We start from the raw sequence: 16,784 nt of genomic DNA, 5'->3' as shown, positions 1-16,784 counted from the left end.
GCCACTTTAATTTATCAACTCTTTCGTGAAAAATTTTAAGATTATTTTTTACGCCGCGTGTCGGAGGATTCTGAAGCTGCTGACCAGCTTCTCAATGATCACCAAACAGATGATTCCCTCTACCACTAAAAACAGCTGCCGAAGCCTTGGATCAGCCAAAAGATCAAGCCTTTCAATCGACTGAGTTTTCACTTGATCCAGATAAGTTATTTCCAATTCAGCTCCACTCGTGCCTATAAAGAAATAGGAGGCAGCAATAAGCGTAGCAAAAAACATCATCAACCAAACCAACAGTCTGAAATTAGCATTCCGCTTTTTGGCCAATAGGGCCGACGCAATTACAGTTGAGGTAAAATTAGTACCGACCTCCTTCAGTGGAAGAGACTTCATCCACTCGTCGAGATCCTGAATATCATTCAATTCCTCCGAGGAAGTGTTATTCTCCAGCGAATCAAAATGTTCTATGTCTCTATCGTTACGCTCCATGACTTTCAAATTTAGTGTTTCTACAATACTTGATTACAGAATACTCTCTAATTCTGTGGGAAGCATCTTTCGCAAAACATCGGCCAGCTTCTTTCTTGCTCGGAATATTTTCACCTTGAGATTCCCCTTATCTATTTTGGTCACTTCTACTATTTCATCCATGTCCAGTTCATCAAAATAGTACAACGTGATCAGCAAACGTTCTTCGTCTTTCAATTTACTTACCGCCTGATTCAAATAATAGGTTCTATCCTTAGCCTTTAACCCTCCAAACTCTTCGAAACTAGAATATTCAGCGATTCCACTTGGTCGGCTATCAATGTCTTCCGTTCTTATTCTTTTTTTCCTCGTCCGGCTGATCGCCATATTCATCACAATACGGTAAAACCAGGTGGTGAATTTTGATTCCCCTTTGAACTTATCCACAGAAGATAAAAGTTTCACAAAAGCATCATGAGCTACTTCTTCAGCGTCTTCTTCATTCTGGAGAATACGGTCTGCAATAGTGAAAGCAAAATTCTTATGCCTATTCACTAGCATTTCAAAACTGGACATATCTCCAGTTTTAATCTTCTCTATTAATTGAATATCTGAAAAATTCTCTTTCACTGCCGATGTGACGCCATGAGTTTCTATCAAGTTACAAAGAATTAATTTTTATTTTTTTGTAACCAGCAGTAACTAGCAGGTGTCCAATGGGCAAATCAAAAATTTAAAATTATGCAAGGACCAGAATTTTTAATCCCAATTGTTTTCTTCATCTCCATTGCCGTAGTTGCCATCATTATCAGAAAATTTCAGAATGACGAGCGACTAGCACTAATCGAAAAAGGAGGCGACGCCAATATTTTCAATCGGACTTCCAAAAGCAATTCGTATCCAGCCTTACGCTATGGGCTTTTACTCATAGGTGCCGGTATTGGTATCCTGGTTGGCAACTTGATAGCAGAATCCAGAATCATGGATGACGAAGCTGCCGTGTTCTCTTGCCTTATGATATTTGGGGGAATAGGTCTTTTTGCATCCTATTTCATTGAGAGAAAAGAAGCTGCCAAGCAAGAAAAGGATTAATATTTTATAGGTCAGGGTTTAAACCCTGACCTATAAAATATTATGATTTAAACACATTCCCTTCTTTCCCTTCGCTACTGTCAAACACTCGAATGCCAATGACCTCCGCTTCGGCGGTCTTCTCGCCCTGACAGAAAAAGTCACATTGCATCACCGTTTTTCGTCCTTTTACTTCAATCACTTTTGCTCTTAATTCTACAGGGTGTTTGTTTGAAGTAGGCTTCAAATATTTCACATTCAATGTGCCAGTAGCATACCTGTACTCAGGCATAGTGTCAAGCTGGCGTCCTTCTTCCTTGTAGGCATGTGCCATGGCCGTTCCCATACAATGACAATCAATCAGCGTGGCCATAATGCCTCCGTTCATCAAGTCCGACCAACCGTGGTAATGCTCTTCAGACTGCCAGTGACATACAGACTCCTCTCCCTCCCAATAGCTCTTGATATGCAGTCCCTTATCATTATTGATTCCACAGCCAAAGCAGACATTCTCCGGCATGTGGTTTTGAAAGTATTTTTTATCTGATGGATTCATCATTAGTTGTTTAATAAGTTATAATTGCCATTATTTTCAATCCCTTCAAGCATGAAAAACTTCCTTTTCATTTCAGTGTTCCTTGTTCTTTCAATAGTTTCTTCTAGCAACGCGCAAGAAGTAATTGACGAATATAATTATAATCAAAACATTGAATTGACGAATCAAGGGTGGGAAATTATCCAATCAAAAAGTGATTATAACAAAGCCGTACAGTTCTTCAATCAAGCAATCAATTTGTATGACGGAAATACTGATTCCTTTTCAGGAATAGCAACTGCTTATTTCAAAATTGAAAAATATGATAGTGCTAATTACTTTGTCGTAAAAGCTTTAGGGATATCTCCTGATGAAGCAGATCTTCATTACCTCGCGGGAAACATTACAGTAAGACAAGAAAACTATAATCAAGCTATTAGCCATTACTCCAAAGCAATAAGAAACAACACATCTAGCAACGTAAAGATAGATTTGGCCAACTGTTATTTTAACAGAGGAAATGCTTTTTTATTCATTGAAAAATATGAAGAGTCGATACTTGATTTCACCTCTTCAATACTTATTAACCCAATGGCTAATGCATACCACAATCGAGCTATTGCATACAAAAATCTAAATCAACCACAAGATGCTTGTAATAATTTTCAAGAAGCCTTCAACAGGGGGTCTGAACAGTCGCAAAAATTTCTACTCAACTATTGTCAATCATTCAAACCAAAAAAGGTTATTGAGCCAAAAAATCACACAAATTTAGCATTGGAGATAAACGAAACATTCTCTGATACAATTAGCGCCAGCCTTTATTATGACAATAGCTGGAGACTTACGAATAAGTTTAATGGTGTATCTTATCGGAAAGCTCAGATTAGAACCTCAGATCTGAAATTTGTAGGCCCTTTCGCGGACTATTATCCTGACGGGAAAGTGTTGGTTCAAGGACAATATGATTCTCTTGGCAACAAGACAGGATTATTTGAAAGGTTTCATGAGAATGGGGAACTCTATAGTAAGGGCAATTTTAAAAGCAATATCCAAGTTGGGAAATGGACTTATTACTACAATAATGGAAATATTAAAGAAAAGATTCTATTCAATGGAAACCATTTCATAATCATAGAATCATATGGCAAAGACGGAAATATTAAAGTAGAAAAAGGAACAGGAATTTGGACTTATAAATTTGTAGTAAGCATCACAGAATCTTATCAACTTCATGCCCCAGTAAATAATGGATTGAGAATCGGAAATTGGGAATTAAAAAACCAAAATGAACAAGTCATTTTAATTGAATCATATGAAAACGGAATGTTTAAGGCAGGGAAACAAGGTAATCCGGGCTTTATGAAACCCTACAATCAAACACAATTTACATCAGGCTTGTTTTACCCATCTTCCTATCAATCCATTGAATCCTTTTCACATGATGAAATTGTAACTACTTATGACTACCCATTTTTAAATCATTTACCTAATAGAAATGAGCTTAAATCAATTTCTGGGGCATATCTAAATGCAGATAATGATTCAATTATAGACCTTGATAAGGTTGAAGAATCACCTATTCCACCAGGAGGATTACCTGCTTTTTATAAGTACGTGGGGAAAAATATGGATTACCCTAATCAAGCAAGAAGGGCTGGAATTGAAGGCAGAGTGTTTGTTCAGTTTGTAGTTAATACTGATGGATCAATATCAGATGTCCGGACGCTAAAAGGTATAGGAGGTGGTTGCGACGAAGAAGCAGAAAGAGTAATTCGAAATGCTCCTTCGTGGACTCCAGGCACATTAAATGGCAAGTCAGTAAAAGTAAGGATGATTCTTCCTATGACCTTTAAATTAAGCGAACCAGTTAATAAACCCTTCCGTATGAAGGACAGACCCTATTCTCGATTTTAGGGGCAACAATTAACATTCAACTGTTATCGCATGGAAAAACAGAAAACCAAAAAGAAAGAAAAGAAGAAGGTGTCGCAGAAGCCCAAAACCAAAACGACGCCTGACACTCCTCAGGAAGGAATACCAGACGTCGATTTCAAAAGATTCTTAGGTTGTGGTTGATCAGATGGTAGCATATATAAATGCTGCCAGACCAGCCGCCCATACCAGGAAATACGCCCTGAGTATTTGGACTCTTACTTTTTCTATTGCTGATGACATAAAATAAATTTGTGGTGAATTACAAACAATTATATGCTGCAAGATATGTGTCGAACCTAGCTAAGTCAATTAGTAAATTCTCCTAAAGTGATTTTGCGCTTTTTTCCTAGCGAATAATTTTTAATCTACTGAATAACAGTCACTTAAAACACGCTTAATTGAGTTTAACTTTAAATTAGAGCTGAACTTGCAATTCAAAATCAAAGAAAATACAAACAGACTTTCCTAATAATACAATAAAAATGTCTGGCTCTGGAAGAAGAAGAAATGCCTTATTTATGCTTGAGCTTAGCCCGAAGTACATAGTTGATATCCTCCCCTGCAAGGTCGGGCACCACCAGGTTGTTCTCGGTTTCAAAATGCCCTTCAATCGCATACCGGTGATCTTCTGATTCTCCATATATGAAGTATCCAGATATAATGGACTCGTTTATCCTGATCTCTGCTTTGGCCATGTATTGATTGGCCCCCATGTGCTTACCTTCGTGTGCTCGCATCACAATCACCTGATCCTGATATTCGTCCAGGTTGAGGTACACCCTTCTTGTCACTTCAAAAATGGGTAGTACATGAGCAGTAAACTCCAAAGATTCCAAATTTTCCGCCAGTTGAAAATCCACAAAATGCCATTGTGTAAACACCATCAGTGGATCATTTTTTCGATTCAGCGTAAGTTCACCAGTTGGGTCTGTGTGACCAAAGCTTGCAAAACTGATGAGTAGCAAAGCAGCTCCAATTAGTCCGGCCAGGGTAACTCTTAATAATGTTTGTAGGTATTTCATCGCATATAGATTTAAAGTCTACTGCAATGTAGAATCATCCGAAACGGCCTTCAATCCGTATTTTCACGCAGCCTAAAATGCATTATTCACTTAAGAAGACCCTCTTTACTCGTTGGCTCACATTCGTTAAAATCTCGTAAGGAATGGTCTTGATCCATTCGGCCAACGCGCTAATACTCGGTTTTTCGCCAAAAACGACCACTTCATCACCAGATTTTACCTCCAAACCTGTAACGTCAACCATGGTCATATCCATGCAGACATTACCGATGGTAGGTACCAGTTGATCGTTGATCATCATGTGACCAGTTCCATTGCCAAATGCTCGTAAATAGCCATCTGCATAGCCAATAGGAATAATGGCTATCGTTGTATCTGCCTTGGCAAAACCACTTCTTCCATAGCCTATCGATTCCCCTGCTGCAATTTTTTTCACCTGAGAAACATTGCACTTGAGCGTGCTGACAATTTTTAATTGGCCTTGCTCGGACTGCGTGGGGTCGAAACCATGCAATCCAATCCCTAGCCTTACCATATCAAAATGTAAATCTGAGTAATTGGCTATACCGCCTGTGTTGACCAAATGTCTCATCGGCGTATACCACAAATTCTCCATAATGGATTGGCTCATTCTTTCGAACCGTTCACCCTGCTGCCTGGTGTAATCTTCATGTCGTGGGTCTTCGCTACCTGCCAAGTGACTGAAAATACTTTTCACTTTCAGATGCTTATTGAGTTTGAGTTGCTCAATGAGCCGCTGCAAATTGCTCTCGGTAAAACCCAGTCGGTTCATGCCAGTTTCCAGCTTGATGTGAATAGCCGGTAGATCCTGCATGTTCTCATAATAGTCCAGAAAATCGATCAATTGATCCAGACTATAGATCTCAGGCTCTAGATTATATTCCTTCAAAAGTCTAAAAGAAGTCGGCGATACATTCATAATCATAATAGGAATATGAATACCATTTTTCCGAAGCTCTACCGCCTCATCTGCATAAGCCACACCCAAATAATCTACTTTATGAAATTGCAACAGATTGGCTATTTCGAAATTACCTCCGCCATATGCCAATGCCTTCACCATCACCATTATTTTAGTCTCCGGCTCTAGTTTACTCCTGTAGTAGTTGAGATTATGAATGAGGTTTTCAAGGTTCACCTCAAGTATGGTGCCGTGGGCTTTTTGTTCCATACTATTTACAATCAATTCAAACTCAAAATCTCTAGCACCCTTCACCAATACGATTTCGTCATTTGGCGAGTAACCAGCCTTTAAGAACTCTTCTGTAGTCTGATAGAATTTAGATGGAATGTGAAACTTGGAACTTGATTGAATAATTTCTTTACCAATACCAATAAACTTCTGGATATTGTGCTTTTGCAGCAACTCACTCACTCTTTGATACAAGGCATCACTTGACAAACCCGTTTGATACAAGTCAGATAATATGACTGTTTTCTTAGAGCGTTGATTTTGTCTGGTCAGAAAATCGAGTGCAACTTCCAAACCATACAAGTCATTGTTGTAAGTATCATCTATCACATACGACCTATTGATCGCCTGTTTCATCTCCAATCTCATTTTGATAGAGGACAGCCGGTTCAATCTGAGTTGAATGAATTCCTGATCATATCCCAAGGCCACCAACATGGCCGTACAATGGAGAATGTTCTCTACTGATGCGGGATCATCATATTTCAAGTAAAAAGTGAAAGAACTGTTCAGCACATCGAGTACATACTTCTTTCCTTTTTGATCGGTGACTTTCCAAGAAATGAGTTGAGTAGAATCAGATACTGTGGTCTCAAGGACTTTTTCTACTAGCTCATGCTTGGCACAATAGACCACTTTTTGACAATTGCTGAACAACTTGGCTTTCTCCTTTGCCTTTTCTGCCAAGTCCTTGAAGCCTGCATTGTGGGCCTCTCCAATGTTGGTAAAAATCCCCAATGTAGGCTGAATCACCTGTTGCAATCGCTCCATCTCATCTACTTCGGAGATGCCGGCTTCGAAGATTCCCAAATTATGGTGTTCACCCATCGCCCAAACCGAAAGCGGTACGCCTAATTGAGAGTTAAAACTTTTTGGACTTTTTACAATATCAAATTGATCATCCAGCATCTGGGCTAGCCATTCTTTTACAATGGTTTTGCCATTACTTCCTGTGATACCTATGACCGGATAGTTGAATTCCGCCCTATGTGTTTTTGCAAGGCCTTGCATGGCTGCAATGGCGTCTTCCACCAAAAAGTAGGAGGCATCAGCTTTTAGTTTTACCTCTTTTTCAATAACGAAAAGCCTGACCCCTTTGTCGTAAGCATCATTGATAAATTGATGTCCATCATGATTCTGACCAGCAATGGCAAAAAACACCACACCTGAGCGTACGGATATCTGACGAGAGTCGAATGCCAATCCCTGAATTTGAATATCCAATGGTAGTTGCAACATCTTCCCCTTACAGCTCTTACTTAATCCACTAAACTTCATAGAAACAAAAAATATTTAAATGATTATACCAACCACCATCGAAGGCTCGACAAACGACCTAATTTACTTACAAAATTTTACAAAAATGGTATCGAATATTTTCATCCTTTTCGCTTTTGAGTTATCTCAATTCGATTAACTTGCAAAGTTTAGTCCATTAAGAATTATCGTTAAATTGACCTTTTGCATTCGTCAATATGAAAGTATCTCCTAGTCAACCTTTTCAAATTATTTACACCCTATTTGAGCACCAATATTTGGGGTATCTGTTCGAGTCTTTTGTGATTCAACTCGATGGAGAAGGAAGGCTTACTTTCTCTCATCAAAACATCTCTGCAAAAAACGCAGGAGAGTTTGATAAAGGACTTGATGAAAACGACTATGAGCTGATCAAACTGATGGATTCCATGCAACCGGATGTAGTGGCTAAGAAATACGACCGAAAGAAATCCAAACCCGATGATTTCTTTCTCAAGTGTTTCGACGAACAAGCTGGAGACGAGCATGCACAACAAGAAATTAAAAACTATGTAGAGCGCAGACGTGCTAAAATTATGCCTTTGATGCATGGCAAGCGGTTGTTCGAAATGGGCAATGATGGAGAACCCGCCTGGAAAGAAATTGAAGTACTCAATGAGAAAGCCACTGTGCTTTTTCACTTTCGAAGAAACGAAGAAAACACACACTACTTCCCCACAATAAAATATGGAGACGAGAAAGTAGAATTTCAATACAAAGGAGCCTACATCCTGTGCAACGACCCGGCCTATATCGTTGTAGAAGACAAGCTATACAGCTTTCAAAAGAATGTAGATGCCAATAAAATCAAACCATTCCTGAAGAAGAAATTTATTGCGATACCAAAAAAAATAGAAGACAACTATTACCACAAATTCGTTGCGCCACTGGTGGCTTCTTTTGACGTGTATGCCAAAGGTTTTGACATCAAAACCGAAACCTCAGAGGTTAAACCCATGCTTTATTTTTCTGAATTGGCGTCTAATGGTAATTCAATGGAGTTGTTCGACTCCAATGGCAACGGCACCGTTGAAGTAGAATCAAAGATTCTATTCGAATTGAAATTCAACTATGGTGATCATCACTATAGTGCAGAGCACATGAAAGAGGTAAGTGTGCATGTAGAAAAAGAGGACGATAACTACACGTTCCACAGGATAAAGAGGAACCTGGATAAAGAGAAGAAGTTTGTTTCCTTTCTTTCTGACACAGGCCTTCCTTTGAAGCATGCCCGATCTACCATGGAAACTGCCAAAGCATTCTCCTGGATTCAAAGTACAAAAAAACTGCTGGAAGACTCTGGTATCACCCTCAAACAAAACGGCAAGGGCGAAAAGAAATACTTCTTGGGCAAGTCAGAAATGACGGTTGAAATCAAAGAGAATATTGACTGGTTTGACATTCATGCGGTGATCAAGTTTGGGGAATTCGAAATTCCATTTCACATCATCCGAAATTATATCCTGAAGAAAAAGCATGAAATAGAATTGCCTAATGGAGAAATAGCAGTTATTCCGGAAGAGTGGTTTACGCAATACTCAGAACTGATGGCATTTGCTGATGTCGGAGAGGAAGAATCCCTTCAACTTCAGAAACATCACATATCGCTAGTCAAAGATTTGGATGAGTCCAACTTAGCCCACCTCCAACTGACCAACAAACTAGAACGACTGAGAGATTTTGACTCCATTGAAAATTATGATATCCCAGCCGGTTTTAAAGGGGAACTTAGACCCTATCAGCGTGCCGGCTTCAATTGGATGAAGTTTCTGAACGAATACCGATTAGGCGGATGTTTGGCGGATGACATGGGTCTTGGTAAGACTGTTCAAACCTTAGCCCTATTGCAATCTGTACATGAGGGAGAAGACAATGGAACCAGTCTTTTGGTAATGCCTACTTCGCTGATCTACAACTGGGAGAAGGAAGCTGAAAAATTTACACCTGCACTTAAAATATTGAACTACACAGGCGTAAAGAGAAACAAGGATACCAAACGATTCGCCAACTATGATATAGTTATTACCTCTTACGGACTGATCAGGCAGGATATAGACTTATTAGCTGATTTTCATTTCAATTACATCATATTGGATGAATCGCAGGTAATCAAAAACCCGGAGTCTAACATTTCGAAGTGCGTAAGAGATTTGAATTCGTCTTACAAATTAATTTTGACTGGCACGCCTATTGAAAATACAACCATGGATTTATGGTCGCAGATGACCTTCCTAAATCCAGGTCTATTAGGAGCAAAGTCTTTCTTCAAAAATCAATTCCAGCAACCTATTGAGAAGAAAAATGACGAAGAGAAAACCAAGAAGCTGTATACCATCATCAAGCCGTTCTTGCTGAGAAGACACAAATCTCAAGTGGCTACAGACCTGCCGGAAAAAATAGAAAATGTACGCTATTGCACCATGTCTGAGGCCCAGGAGGAAGCTTATGAAAAAGTGAAATCGGCCTATCGAGACAAGATCATGGATGAAATCGAGACGGGTGGCATCGGCAAATCTCAGTTCATGATTTTGCAGGGACTGACCAAGTTGCGTCAGATAGCCAATCATCCCTACCTGGCTGATGAAGAATACAAGGAGGACTCTGGCAAACTCGAGGATATCAGCTATATGCTGGAAAATGCCATCAACAAGAATCACAAAATTTTAGTGTTCTCGCAGTTTGTGAAACACCTAAAAATAGTCTCCAATTATCTGGAAGAGCAAAATATAAAATACTCTTACCTGGATGGTAGTACCAAAGACCGACAGAAAGAAGTGGAGAATTTCCAAAATGATAAAAGCATTAAAGTATTCTTGATTTCGCTAAAAGCCGGTGGACTGGGTCTCAACCTGACGGAAGCAGAATATGTCTTCTTACTCGACCCATGGTGGAACCCTGCTATTGAAGCTCAGGCCATAGATAGGGCACATAGAATTGGTCAGAAAAACAAAGTATTCACATACAGGTTCATCACGAAAAACACGGTGGAAGAGAAAATTTTGAAGCTGCAACAAAGCAAACAAAAACTAGCCGATGACTTGATAACTACTGAAGAAAGCTTTGTGAAAACACTGACCAAAGATGATATCGCCGGGCTACTGGACTAATCCTCAAAGGCAGCTGAAAACATCAACGTGCTGGCATTTTTTATTCGTTGACTCGGGTAAATTCCCTGAGCAATAATGATCATCTTGTAAGCCGCTTTATGATCACTGGTATTAAATTGCTTTAACGCCTGATTATAGTAATGTAGCCCTGCAAGCTGCCGAAGATTTACTACATTGTCTATATAAGTGGCTCCCTGCTGAGTTTCTTCATTACTGGCCAGCCCGGTCATAGTCAATTCGGTATTGATTCTTAAAGATTCCTTATTTACAAAAGCTCTACGCTCGTCAATTTCCTTCGGATCCCAAGCAAAGCCAGCCAAAGCATCAGTAGACTCAAACAGGTATTCCTTTCCTCCGGACAAGGCCACCAAATACACATGATAGTCTGTTTCATGAATTTGAAAATCTATACCTAAGTCATCTAAAATCAAGGCATAAAGGGCCGTGCCTGTGACGCAATCGTATTTTCTTTCTTTCTTAAAAATCTCACTGAAAGTCACATATTGCTCGTATTGACCAAGCATTTTACGGTGAACAGTATAAAAAACATACTTGAGAAACAAGACATCAGATTTTGACGAAGCTTGCTTCTCTTTCAACTTGTCAAGCAGTATTGTATAGCGCTCCTCATAGGATTTTACCTCCTCAGCATCCAGATTGTCAAACTCAGATCGGATGAATAGTCCCAACTTCGTATCATTGGATAGGTACTTATCTCCTGTGGCCTGCGAGATGGTCGCATGCAAGGTCAAAAGCATCAATCCGATAAGGGCTTTTTTCATCGTGAGTTTTAATTTTCTTAATGTTAATTCAATGTTACGTAATTGTTAACAAACAAACTAATGAAAATCAGCTATTGGCAGTATTCAGCAATGATTTTGGCAGAATATCTGAGGTCATTACATAAACAAATTCTATATGTGGTTTGTCTTCATTATCTTTCTTGACTACTTATTAAACAAACATCTCTATGTCTAATCCCTTTCAGTCCCAATTTGATAAACAAAAATCTAGGAGCTTGGAGCTTCGAACAGAACCCATCGATAACCGAAGAAAAAGACTGAAAGCACTTAAAACCTGGATTCTAAATAACAAAAACAACATCCGAGAGGCCCTGCATGCTGACCTTAGAAAATCAGCTACAGACACCGACATCTCTGAGATATTTACGGTCACCACAGAAATCAACGATGCCCTGAGTCACCTTCACCAATGGGCTCGCCCACAACGAGTCTCACCGGGACTCACCTATCTCGGCACGTCAGGAAAAATTCAACCTGAACCTAAGGGTGTTTGTTTGATTATTGCACCATGGAATTTTCCTTTCAATCTGATTGGTAGTCCGTTAGCTTCTTGCCTTGCAGCAGGAAATACGGCCATTCTAAAACCCTCAGAAAACACACCAGCTACTTCTCAGTTGATCAAAGAAATGGTGGAAGATGTATTTGAGCCGGATGTGGTGACCGTGATAGAAGGTGCAATACCTGAGACGACTTCTTTGCTTGAATTACCTTTTGATCACATTTTCTTCACGGGCAGCACGAACGTAGGAAAAATCGTAATGGGTGCAGCAGCAAAGAATCTAAGCTCTGTAACCCTCGAACTCGGCGGCAAATCTCCGGTGATCATTGATGAAACCGCCAATGCAGATGATGCCGCTCGCAAAATTGTCTGGGGCAGATTCACTAATAATGGCCAGACCTGTATTGCGCCAGATTATATTTTCATCAGTGAAAAGGTCAAAGACAAGTTTGTGGCTTCAGCTAAAAAATACGTCGCCCAACTCTTTGACAGCCAAAGCGAAGGCATGGAAAAAACCAATGATTATTCTCGATTGGTCAATGTAAAACATGCCAATCGATTGGTAGAAATGCTCGAAGAGGCTCAAAAATCAGGTGCCCATATCGAGTTTGGTGGCAAACATAAGGCGGAAGAAAAATTTATCGAACCCACCCTACTCTCGAATATAGATGAATCCAATCGCATTTGGCAGGAAGAAATCTTTGGTCCGATCATGCCTATGAAAGTATACGATGACATCAACCAGGTAATTGATCACATCAATAAAAATGACAAGCCATTGTCGCTTTACCTCTTTTCCAGAAGTGGTAAAATGAAAAAGCGAATTACTCAAGCAACATCGGCTGGTTCTATGGTAATCAATGATGTAGTGGTTCAATATGCACATCCTAATTTACCCTTCGGTGGAGTGAATCACAGCGGAATAGGAAAGTCCCATGGCAAATATGGATTTATGGAATTCTCGAATCAAAAGTCAGTCCTTAGTCAACGTATAGGACTAACTAACGCCTTACTCTTCTATCCTCCTTTTAATGGGTTTAAAAAATGGGTAGTGAATTTTTTGATTAAGTGGTTTTAATAAAAAATGTTCGTAGGTTGATCGTAGCACCTACGAACACTTTGTTAAAGACTAGTCTTTGTCAATGTTAAGATTGTACCAATTGATATTTCTTGTGAAATACATCGTAGCTGCGAGTATCAGCGTCAACCCAATACTTCCCATCAGAAGTGCAAAGTCAGCTAACTGCAAGGTGACAAATAGGAAACCGTAGATTCCAGACAAGGTTGCCACCAACATCAACACCAATTTCTTTACTTTGAAAATGCTCAAAGAGTACAGTGTTACCATAGTAACAATGCCAAACGTGGATATACCATAAGCTGTATTAAAGTCCGAATGCTCAGTAATAGATACCAGCAACACATAAAACAAACAAAGTGCGAGTCCTACGAGCACGTATTGGAAGGGGTGAATTTTTCTTTCGTACAGAATTTCGACCAAGAAAAAAATCAAAAAGGTGAGTGCAATGGTCATCACGCCATATTTAGCTGATCTCGTTGATTTTTGGTAGTCATCCAACGGAAGAATCAAATCAACACCAAATGCTGCAGCTTGCATTTTGCCCGCTTGATCAGAACCTGTCCACGATTGAGGAAAATTTCTATTCAGTTGCAGTATTTTCCAGTTGGCCGTAAAACCCTCGGTATTCACTTCTCGGAAATCTGGCAGAAAGTTACCATTAAAGCTGGGGGAACTCCAGGCGGAGGACACCTGCACTTTTGTGGTACTTCCAATAGGCACAAATGTCATATTTTGGCTGCCTTGCAGGTCGAGTGTAAACTCAAAATCAAAGTCCTGCCCAGCTGTTAAGTTAGGCAAGTCAATCGTTACCCCGGAGTAGATAAGTTGGGATACTCTTGAACCAGGCTCCACTCGTAAAATATCTTTGTTTAACTTAAATTCCATCTGGCTTTTTATTCCCCTCAAGTCGGAAACCCCAATGGTTAGAAAAGCTCGATCATATTGAATCTCTGTGAGATGTGTTTGATCTAAATGGTGGTCTAAAACAAAGTCGCCAGTCACAGAAATATCAGATTTGTACACCACAATTTCATATATTCCTCTCCGAAGTTTTTCAGGAATAATTTCACCTTTGATATTAAGATTTTCAGGAAGAATGTGCCAATATCGGGTAACCACTTCTTTCTTGTCTTCCTTATTTATCTCATACAATACCGGAATGGTCAAAATCGGCCCATTGATTTCTTGTTGACCTGCCCATTTAGAACTTACTTCAGCAGTTGCCTCCATATTGAGCTGTTCTCGCTCTCCTATGATAGATTCGATCATAGAGGTAGGTATGAGCAATAGCAACATCAAAATAGTAATTGTCAGCAGTTTAAGCATCACTGAATTTTTGATCCAGTTGTTCAGCTTTTCAAAAATTGAGTTTTCAGTATTCATAATCATATTAAAAGTACTTTGAATTACAAAGTATAGTTATAAAAAAATTTATTGCAATAGTTTCTCAATGGCCTTGATGTGCAAGACAAAAGCCTTTTGACCTGCTTTAGTGGCCGAATATTTTGTATTGGGTTTCCGTCCAAGAAACTCCTTTTGAAAAGAGATGTATTTGCTTTTCTCCAAGGATTTGAGGTGACTTGCCAGATTACCATCTGTAACTGCCAAGAGTTCCTTTAGCGCATTGAAATCCAAATTTTCGTTTACTACAAGCGCAGACATAATACCAAGCCTCACCTTGTTTTCAAACGCCTTGTTCAAATCTTTTAATATGTCTTTCACGATCTATATTTGACCTCCATCATTATACCATATATGATGTGCACAACTCCAAAACCAATACTCCAAAACAACAACCCAAACCCTATATAGTAGGTAGCCATCAAACCAAGTACTATCTCAATTAACCCCAAACTTTTGACTTCTGTAAGGGTATACTTACTAGCATTCACTAGTGCTAAGCCATAAAATACAAGAGTTAAAGGAGCAACCAACCCCACGAAGCCCTTCGACAAAAGAATGCAGCACAATAAGCCTCCCGCTACCAGCGGAATCGCCAAAGCCGTCAACAACCTTTTAGTCTGATGATCCCAGATATTTTGTCCTTGTTTTTTGGCTGCCCTGGTTGTAAAATAAATACCAAGCCCTAAAGATAATCCAAGTGTCACTATGGCAAGCATCAGAAGAGTCCAAAGGCTTTCTGGCGCTAAATCGGCCGACCTAAACCCTAAATAGTTTTGATTGGTATATACCGTCTGGTAGGCGCCAAATGCCCCTGCCAAGGCAACTATTCCTGCAGAAACGCCTGACCAGCCGCTCAAGGAAATGAATCGAGAAGATCGAACCATAATGTCTCTTATGCTTTCAAGATCCTCTTTATATTTTTCTTTTTTCATTAAAAGTACTTTGAATTACAAAGTAAATGTATTGACAAATTATTGTAATGAAAAGAATTTACAATTTTTTGTTAATCTGATTTACGGGAAATGTCCATTCGCATCTCCACCATATGCTTTTTGAAGCCTGCCTTTTCATAGGCACGAACGGCAGGATCATTTTCACTATATACTTCCAAACGAATTTCATTGATGCCTTTAGCCTTGCTCCAGCTCTTCAATTCATCCAATATTTGAGTGATGATGCCTTTGCCCCTGTAATCGGGTTTTACAAACATAAATCCCAAATAGGCATACCTCGTATGTTTGTAAAAATCTTTGGCTTCAACAATATTCGCATAGCCAGAGGCAACGAGCTGTCCCTGATCTTCGGCCACAATGACCGACGCCCGATCTGATTCGACCAACGCTTTCAAGTCATAATAATTGATTGGGTCTGGCTTTAAGGTTGGGTCGAAAGGCCTCTCTGCTGTGATGATCCCTTGCTCAAATTCGTGTAATATAGGTAAGTCCTCTTGGGTTGCGGGACGGATAGAAATGCTACTCACTTTGTGTTTTTTAGATGTTTATAGATTACGCCCAACGAGAATAATGGTTATTCCTTACGCTCGTAGATCAGCTTCCCCCTCTTATCCCACTCCCTTATAATGTACGGGCTAAACTCATCATCAAACGGATCCTTGGAATAGAAGATCTCGCGTTTTCTTCGATTTCTTATGTCATAGTACTCTCGCCAAAGACCCACTTTGTGATCGAAGTGGTATTCACCTACAGCAGCCAAATTACCACTTTTGTGAAAGGCATAATAGTTACCTTCTTTCTCCCCAAAGTGAATCGGGATGATTTCTTCTAATTGCTTTTTTTCTTTGTTGTGGTAGGCCACCAAAGATTCCTTAGGCCATCCTTTGTAGTACTTTTCTTTGGTCTGCAGAATGTTGTGCTTGTTCCAGGTAGACCATCGGCCATGTTTGGTACCCATATAGAATATACCTTCTTCAATCACCTGATCACCCAACATTTTTTTGTATGGCCCATGAAGTATGCCGGCGTTGTCTTTATTGATCTTTCGAGATCTTATAATCTTTCTTTTTCTAAAATCATACCAGTAGATATCTCTCACATAGGGCAGGGGATCCTCATAAACCTTGAGCACTGTAAACAACTCTGTGACCGTATTTCCACCAAAGCCCTGTCTGGTAAACCCCTTTCTGGTCTTTTTCCCATAAAAGACATTCCGTTTGGGCTTTTTCTTTTTTGGTTCGAGAATGCTCTCCAGATCTGTAGCATCCAAATCTACTGTCAGCGGCTTTTCATACTGAGATTCGAAATCATCCTCAGTATAATCCTGTGACTGCGATTCAAATGTGAACGCAGCAAGAAAAAATAAAAGACAGTATGGTAATAAGCTCTTGATCATA

The 16,784-nt window shown here is 39.6% G+C and carries 15 protein-coding genes and 2 pseudogenes; 6 read left to right on the top strand and 11 right to left on the bottom strand.

The genetic code is table 11. The features are described 5' to 3' along the window. Nucleotides 1-48: 48 nt before the first annotated feature. Nucleotides 49-486 (bottom strand): hypothetical protein, encoded by a 438-nt coding sequence (locus ACO6S2_RS04825; RefSeq protein ID WP_422361389.1) that lies wholly within the window; start codon nt 484-486, stop codon nt 49-51. Nucleotides 487-519: 33 nt separating this feature from the next. Then, the gene (locus ACO6S2_RS04820) at nt 520-1,125 is read right to left on the bottom strand and encodes an RNA polymerase sigma factor (RefSeq protein ID WP_422361388.1); all 606 of its coding nucleotides are present in this window, start codon (nt 1,123-1,125) and stop codon (nt 520-522) included. A gap of 81 nt (nt 1,126-1,206) precedes the next feature. Here ACO6S2_RS04820 and ACO6S2_RS04815 point away from each other — a divergent pair, with 81 nt between their 5' ends. Next, the gene (locus tag ACO6S2_RS04815) at nt 1,207-1,557 is read left to right on the top strand and encodes a DUF6249 domain-containing protein (RefSeq protein ID WP_422361387.1); all 351 of its coding nucleotides are present in this window, start codon (nt 1,207-1,209) and stop codon (nt 1,555-1,557) included. Nucleotides 1,558-1,597: 40 nt separating this feature from the next. Here the strand turns inward: ACO6S2_RS04815 and ACO6S2_RS04810 are convergent, their stop codons facing one another. Next, the gene (locus ACO6S2_RS04810; protein ID WP_422361386.1) at nt 1,598-2,095 is read right to left on the bottom strand and encodes a PaaI family thioesterase; all 498 of its coding nucleotides are present in this window, start codon (nt 2,093-2,095) and stop codon (nt 1,598-1,600) included. Between the two features lie 48 nt (nt 2,096-2,143). Here ACO6S2_RS04810 and ACO6S2_RS04805 point away from each other — a divergent pair. From ACO6S2_RS04805 to ACO6S2_RS04795, 3 genes and pseudogenes are all read left to right on the top strand, one after another. Next, a pseudogene (locus tag ACO6S2_RS04805) lies at nt 2,144-3,184 on the top strand (hypothetical protein); the annotation flags it as partial. A 447-nt stretch (nt 3,185-3,631) separates the two neighbouring features. Further along, nucleotides 3,632-3,988 (top strand): annotated as a pseudogene (locus ACO6S2_RS04800) (energy transducer TonB); the annotation flags it as partial. A gap of 30 nt (nt 3,989-4,018) precedes the next feature. Next, nucleotides 4,019-4,150, top strand: coding sequence for a hypothetical protein (locus ACO6S2_RS04795; RefSeq protein WP_422361385.1), 132 nt, complete (start codon nt 4,019-4,021; stop codon nt 4,148-4,150). A 371-nt stretch (nt 4,151-4,521) separates the two neighbouring features. On the opposite strand, the gene ACO6S2_RS04790 is transcribed toward ACO6S2_RS04795, so the two are convergent. Together ACO6S2_RS04790 and ACO6S2_RS04785 are read right to left on the bottom strand one after the other, a co-directional pair. Further along, nucleotides 4,522-5,031, bottom strand: coding sequence for a hypothetical protein (locus ACO6S2_RS04790; protein ID WP_422361384.1), 510 nt, complete (start codon nt 5,029-5,031; stop codon nt 4,522-4,524). Nucleotides 5,032-5,113: 82 nt separating this feature from the next. Further along, entirely contained in the window at nt 5,114-7,522 is a 2,409-nt protein-coding gene (locus ACO6S2_RS04785) for a bifunctional UDP-N-acetylmuramoyl-tripeptide:D-alanyl-D-alanine ligase/alanine racemase (protein ID WP_422361383.1), read from the bottom strand. A gap of 197 nt (nt 7,523-7,719) precedes the next feature. On the opposite strand from ACO6S2_RS04785, the gene ACO6S2_RS04780 reads away from it, so the two are divergent. Then, nucleotides 7,720-10,647: a DEAD/DEAH box helicase gene (locus tag ACO6S2_RS04780; protein ID WP_422361382.1), complete on the top strand. Its 2,928-nt coding sequence runs from the start codon at nt 7,720-7,722 to the stop codon at nt 10,645-10,647. On the opposite strand, the gene ACO6S2_RS04775 is transcribed toward ACO6S2_RS04780, so the two are convergent. Beyond that, nucleotides 10,644-11,429, bottom strand: coding sequence for a hypothetical protein (locus ACO6S2_RS04775; RefSeq protein ID WP_422361381.1), 786 nt, complete (start codon nt 11,427-11,429; stop codon nt 10,644-10,646). The genes ACO6S2_RS04780 and ACO6S2_RS04775 overlap by 4 nt on opposite strands. A 188-nt stretch (nt 11,430-11,617) precedes the next feature. Here ACO6S2_RS04775 and ACO6S2_RS04770 point away from each other — a divergent pair, with 188 nt between their 5' ends. Continuing rightward, entirely contained in the window at nt 11,618-13,027 is a 1,410-nt protein-coding gene (locus ACO6S2_RS04770; protein WP_422361380.1) for an aldehyde dehydrogenase family protein, read from the top strand. Between the two features lie 51 nt (nt 13,028-13,078). Here ACO6S2_RS04770 and creD read toward each other — a convergent pair whose 3' ends face one another. From creD to ACO6S2_RS04745, 5 genes are all read right to left on the bottom strand, one after another. Further along, complete coding sequence (gene creD / locus ACO6S2_RS04765) at nt 13,079-14,419, bottom strand: cell envelope integrity protein CreD (protein ID WP_422361379.1); 1,341 nt, start codon at nt 14,417-14,419, stop codon at nt 13,079-13,081. 42 nt (nt 14,420-14,461) lie between these two features. Continuing rightward, nucleotides 14,462-14,752, bottom strand: coding sequence for a winged helix-turn-helix domain-containing protein (locus tag ACO6S2_RS04760; protein WP_422361378.1), 291 nt, complete (start codon nt 14,750-14,752; stop codon nt 14,462-14,464). Beyond that, nucleotides 14,749-15,366 (bottom strand): hypothetical protein, encoded by a 618-nt coding sequence (locus tag ACO6S2_RS04755; protein ID WP_422361377.1) that lies wholly within the window; start codon nt 15,364-15,366, stop codon nt 14,749-14,751. The genes ACO6S2_RS04760 and ACO6S2_RS04755 overlap by 4 nt, the downstream gene beginning before the upstream one ends. Nucleotides 15,367-15,437: 71 nt before the next feature. After that, nucleotides 15,438-15,914, bottom strand: a complete 477-nt coding sequence (locus ACO6S2_RS04750) for a GNAT family N-acetyltransferase (RefSeq protein WP_422361376.1) — start codon at nt 15,912-15,914, stop codon at nt 15,438-15,440. A 47-nt stretch (nt 15,915-15,961) separates the two neighbouring features. Further along, complete coding sequence (locus ACO6S2_RS04745; protein ID WP_422361375.1) at nt 15,962-16,783, bottom strand: toxin-antitoxin system YwqK family antitoxin; 822 nt, start codon at nt 16,781-16,783, stop codon at nt 15,962-15,964. Between the last annotated feature and the right edge of the window lies 1 nt (nt 16,784).

It is taken from the genome of Reichenbachiella sp. (assembly GCF_965233835.1).
GTDB lineage: Bacteria > Bacteroidota > Bacteroidia > Cytophagales > Cyclobacteriaceae > Reichenbachiella.
This window is presented reverse-complemented; position numbering and strand designations above follow the sequence as displayed.

What these genes read in the sequence shown, in the direction of transcription:
- ACO6S2_RS04825 (WP_422361389.1), bottom strand. Translation starts at nt 486, where the DNA reads ATGGAGCGTAACGATAGAGACATAGAACATTTTGATTCGCTGGAGAAT.
- ACO6S2_RS04815 (WP_422361387.1), top strand. Translation starts at nt 1,207, where the DNA reads ATGCAAGGACCAGAATTTTTAATCCCAATTGTTTTCTTCATCTCCATT.
- ACO6S2_RS04810 (WP_422361386.1), bottom strand. Translation starts at nt 2,095, where the DNA reads ATGATGAATCCATCAGATAAAAAATACTTTCAAAACCACATGCCGGAG.
- ACO6S2_RS04795 (WP_422361385.1), top strand. Translation starts at nt 4,019, where the DNA reads ATGGAAAAACAGAAAACCAAAAAGAAAGAAAAGAAGAAGGTGTCGCAG.
- ACO6S2_RS04790 (WP_422361384.1), bottom strand. Translation starts at nt 5,031, where the DNA reads ATGAAATACCTACAAACATTATTAAGAGTTACCCTGGCCGGACTAATT.
- ACO6S2_RS04785 (WP_422361383.1), bottom strand. Translation starts at nt 7,522, where the DNA reads ATGAAGTTTAGTGGATTAAGTAAGAGCTGTAAGGGGAAGATGTTGCAA.
- ACO6S2_RS04780 (WP_422361382.1), top strand. Translation starts at nt 7,720, where the DNA reads ATGAAAGTATCTCCTAGTCAACCTTTTCAAATTATTTACACCCTATTT.
- ACO6S2_RS04775 (WP_422361381.1), bottom strand. Translation starts at nt 11,429, where the DNA reads ATGAAAAAAGCCCTTATCGGATTGATGCTTTTGACCTTGCATGCGACC.
- ACO6S2_RS04770 (WP_422361380.1), top strand. Translation starts at nt 11,618, where the DNA reads ATGTCTAATCCCTTTCAGTCCCAATTTGATAAACAAAAATCTAGGAGC.
- creD (WP_422361379.1), bottom strand. Translation starts at nt 14,419, where the DNA reads ATGATTATGAATACTGAAAACTCAATTTTTGAAAAGCTGAACAACTGG.
- ACO6S2_RS04755 (WP_422361377.1), bottom strand. Translation starts at nt 15,366, where the DNA reads ATGAAAAAAGAAAAATATAAAGAGGATCTTGAAAGCATAAGAGACATT.
- ACO6S2_RS04745 (WP_422361375.1), bottom strand. Translation starts at nt 16,783, where the DNA reads ATGATCAAGAGCTTATTACCATACTGTCTTTTATTTTTTCTTGCTGCG.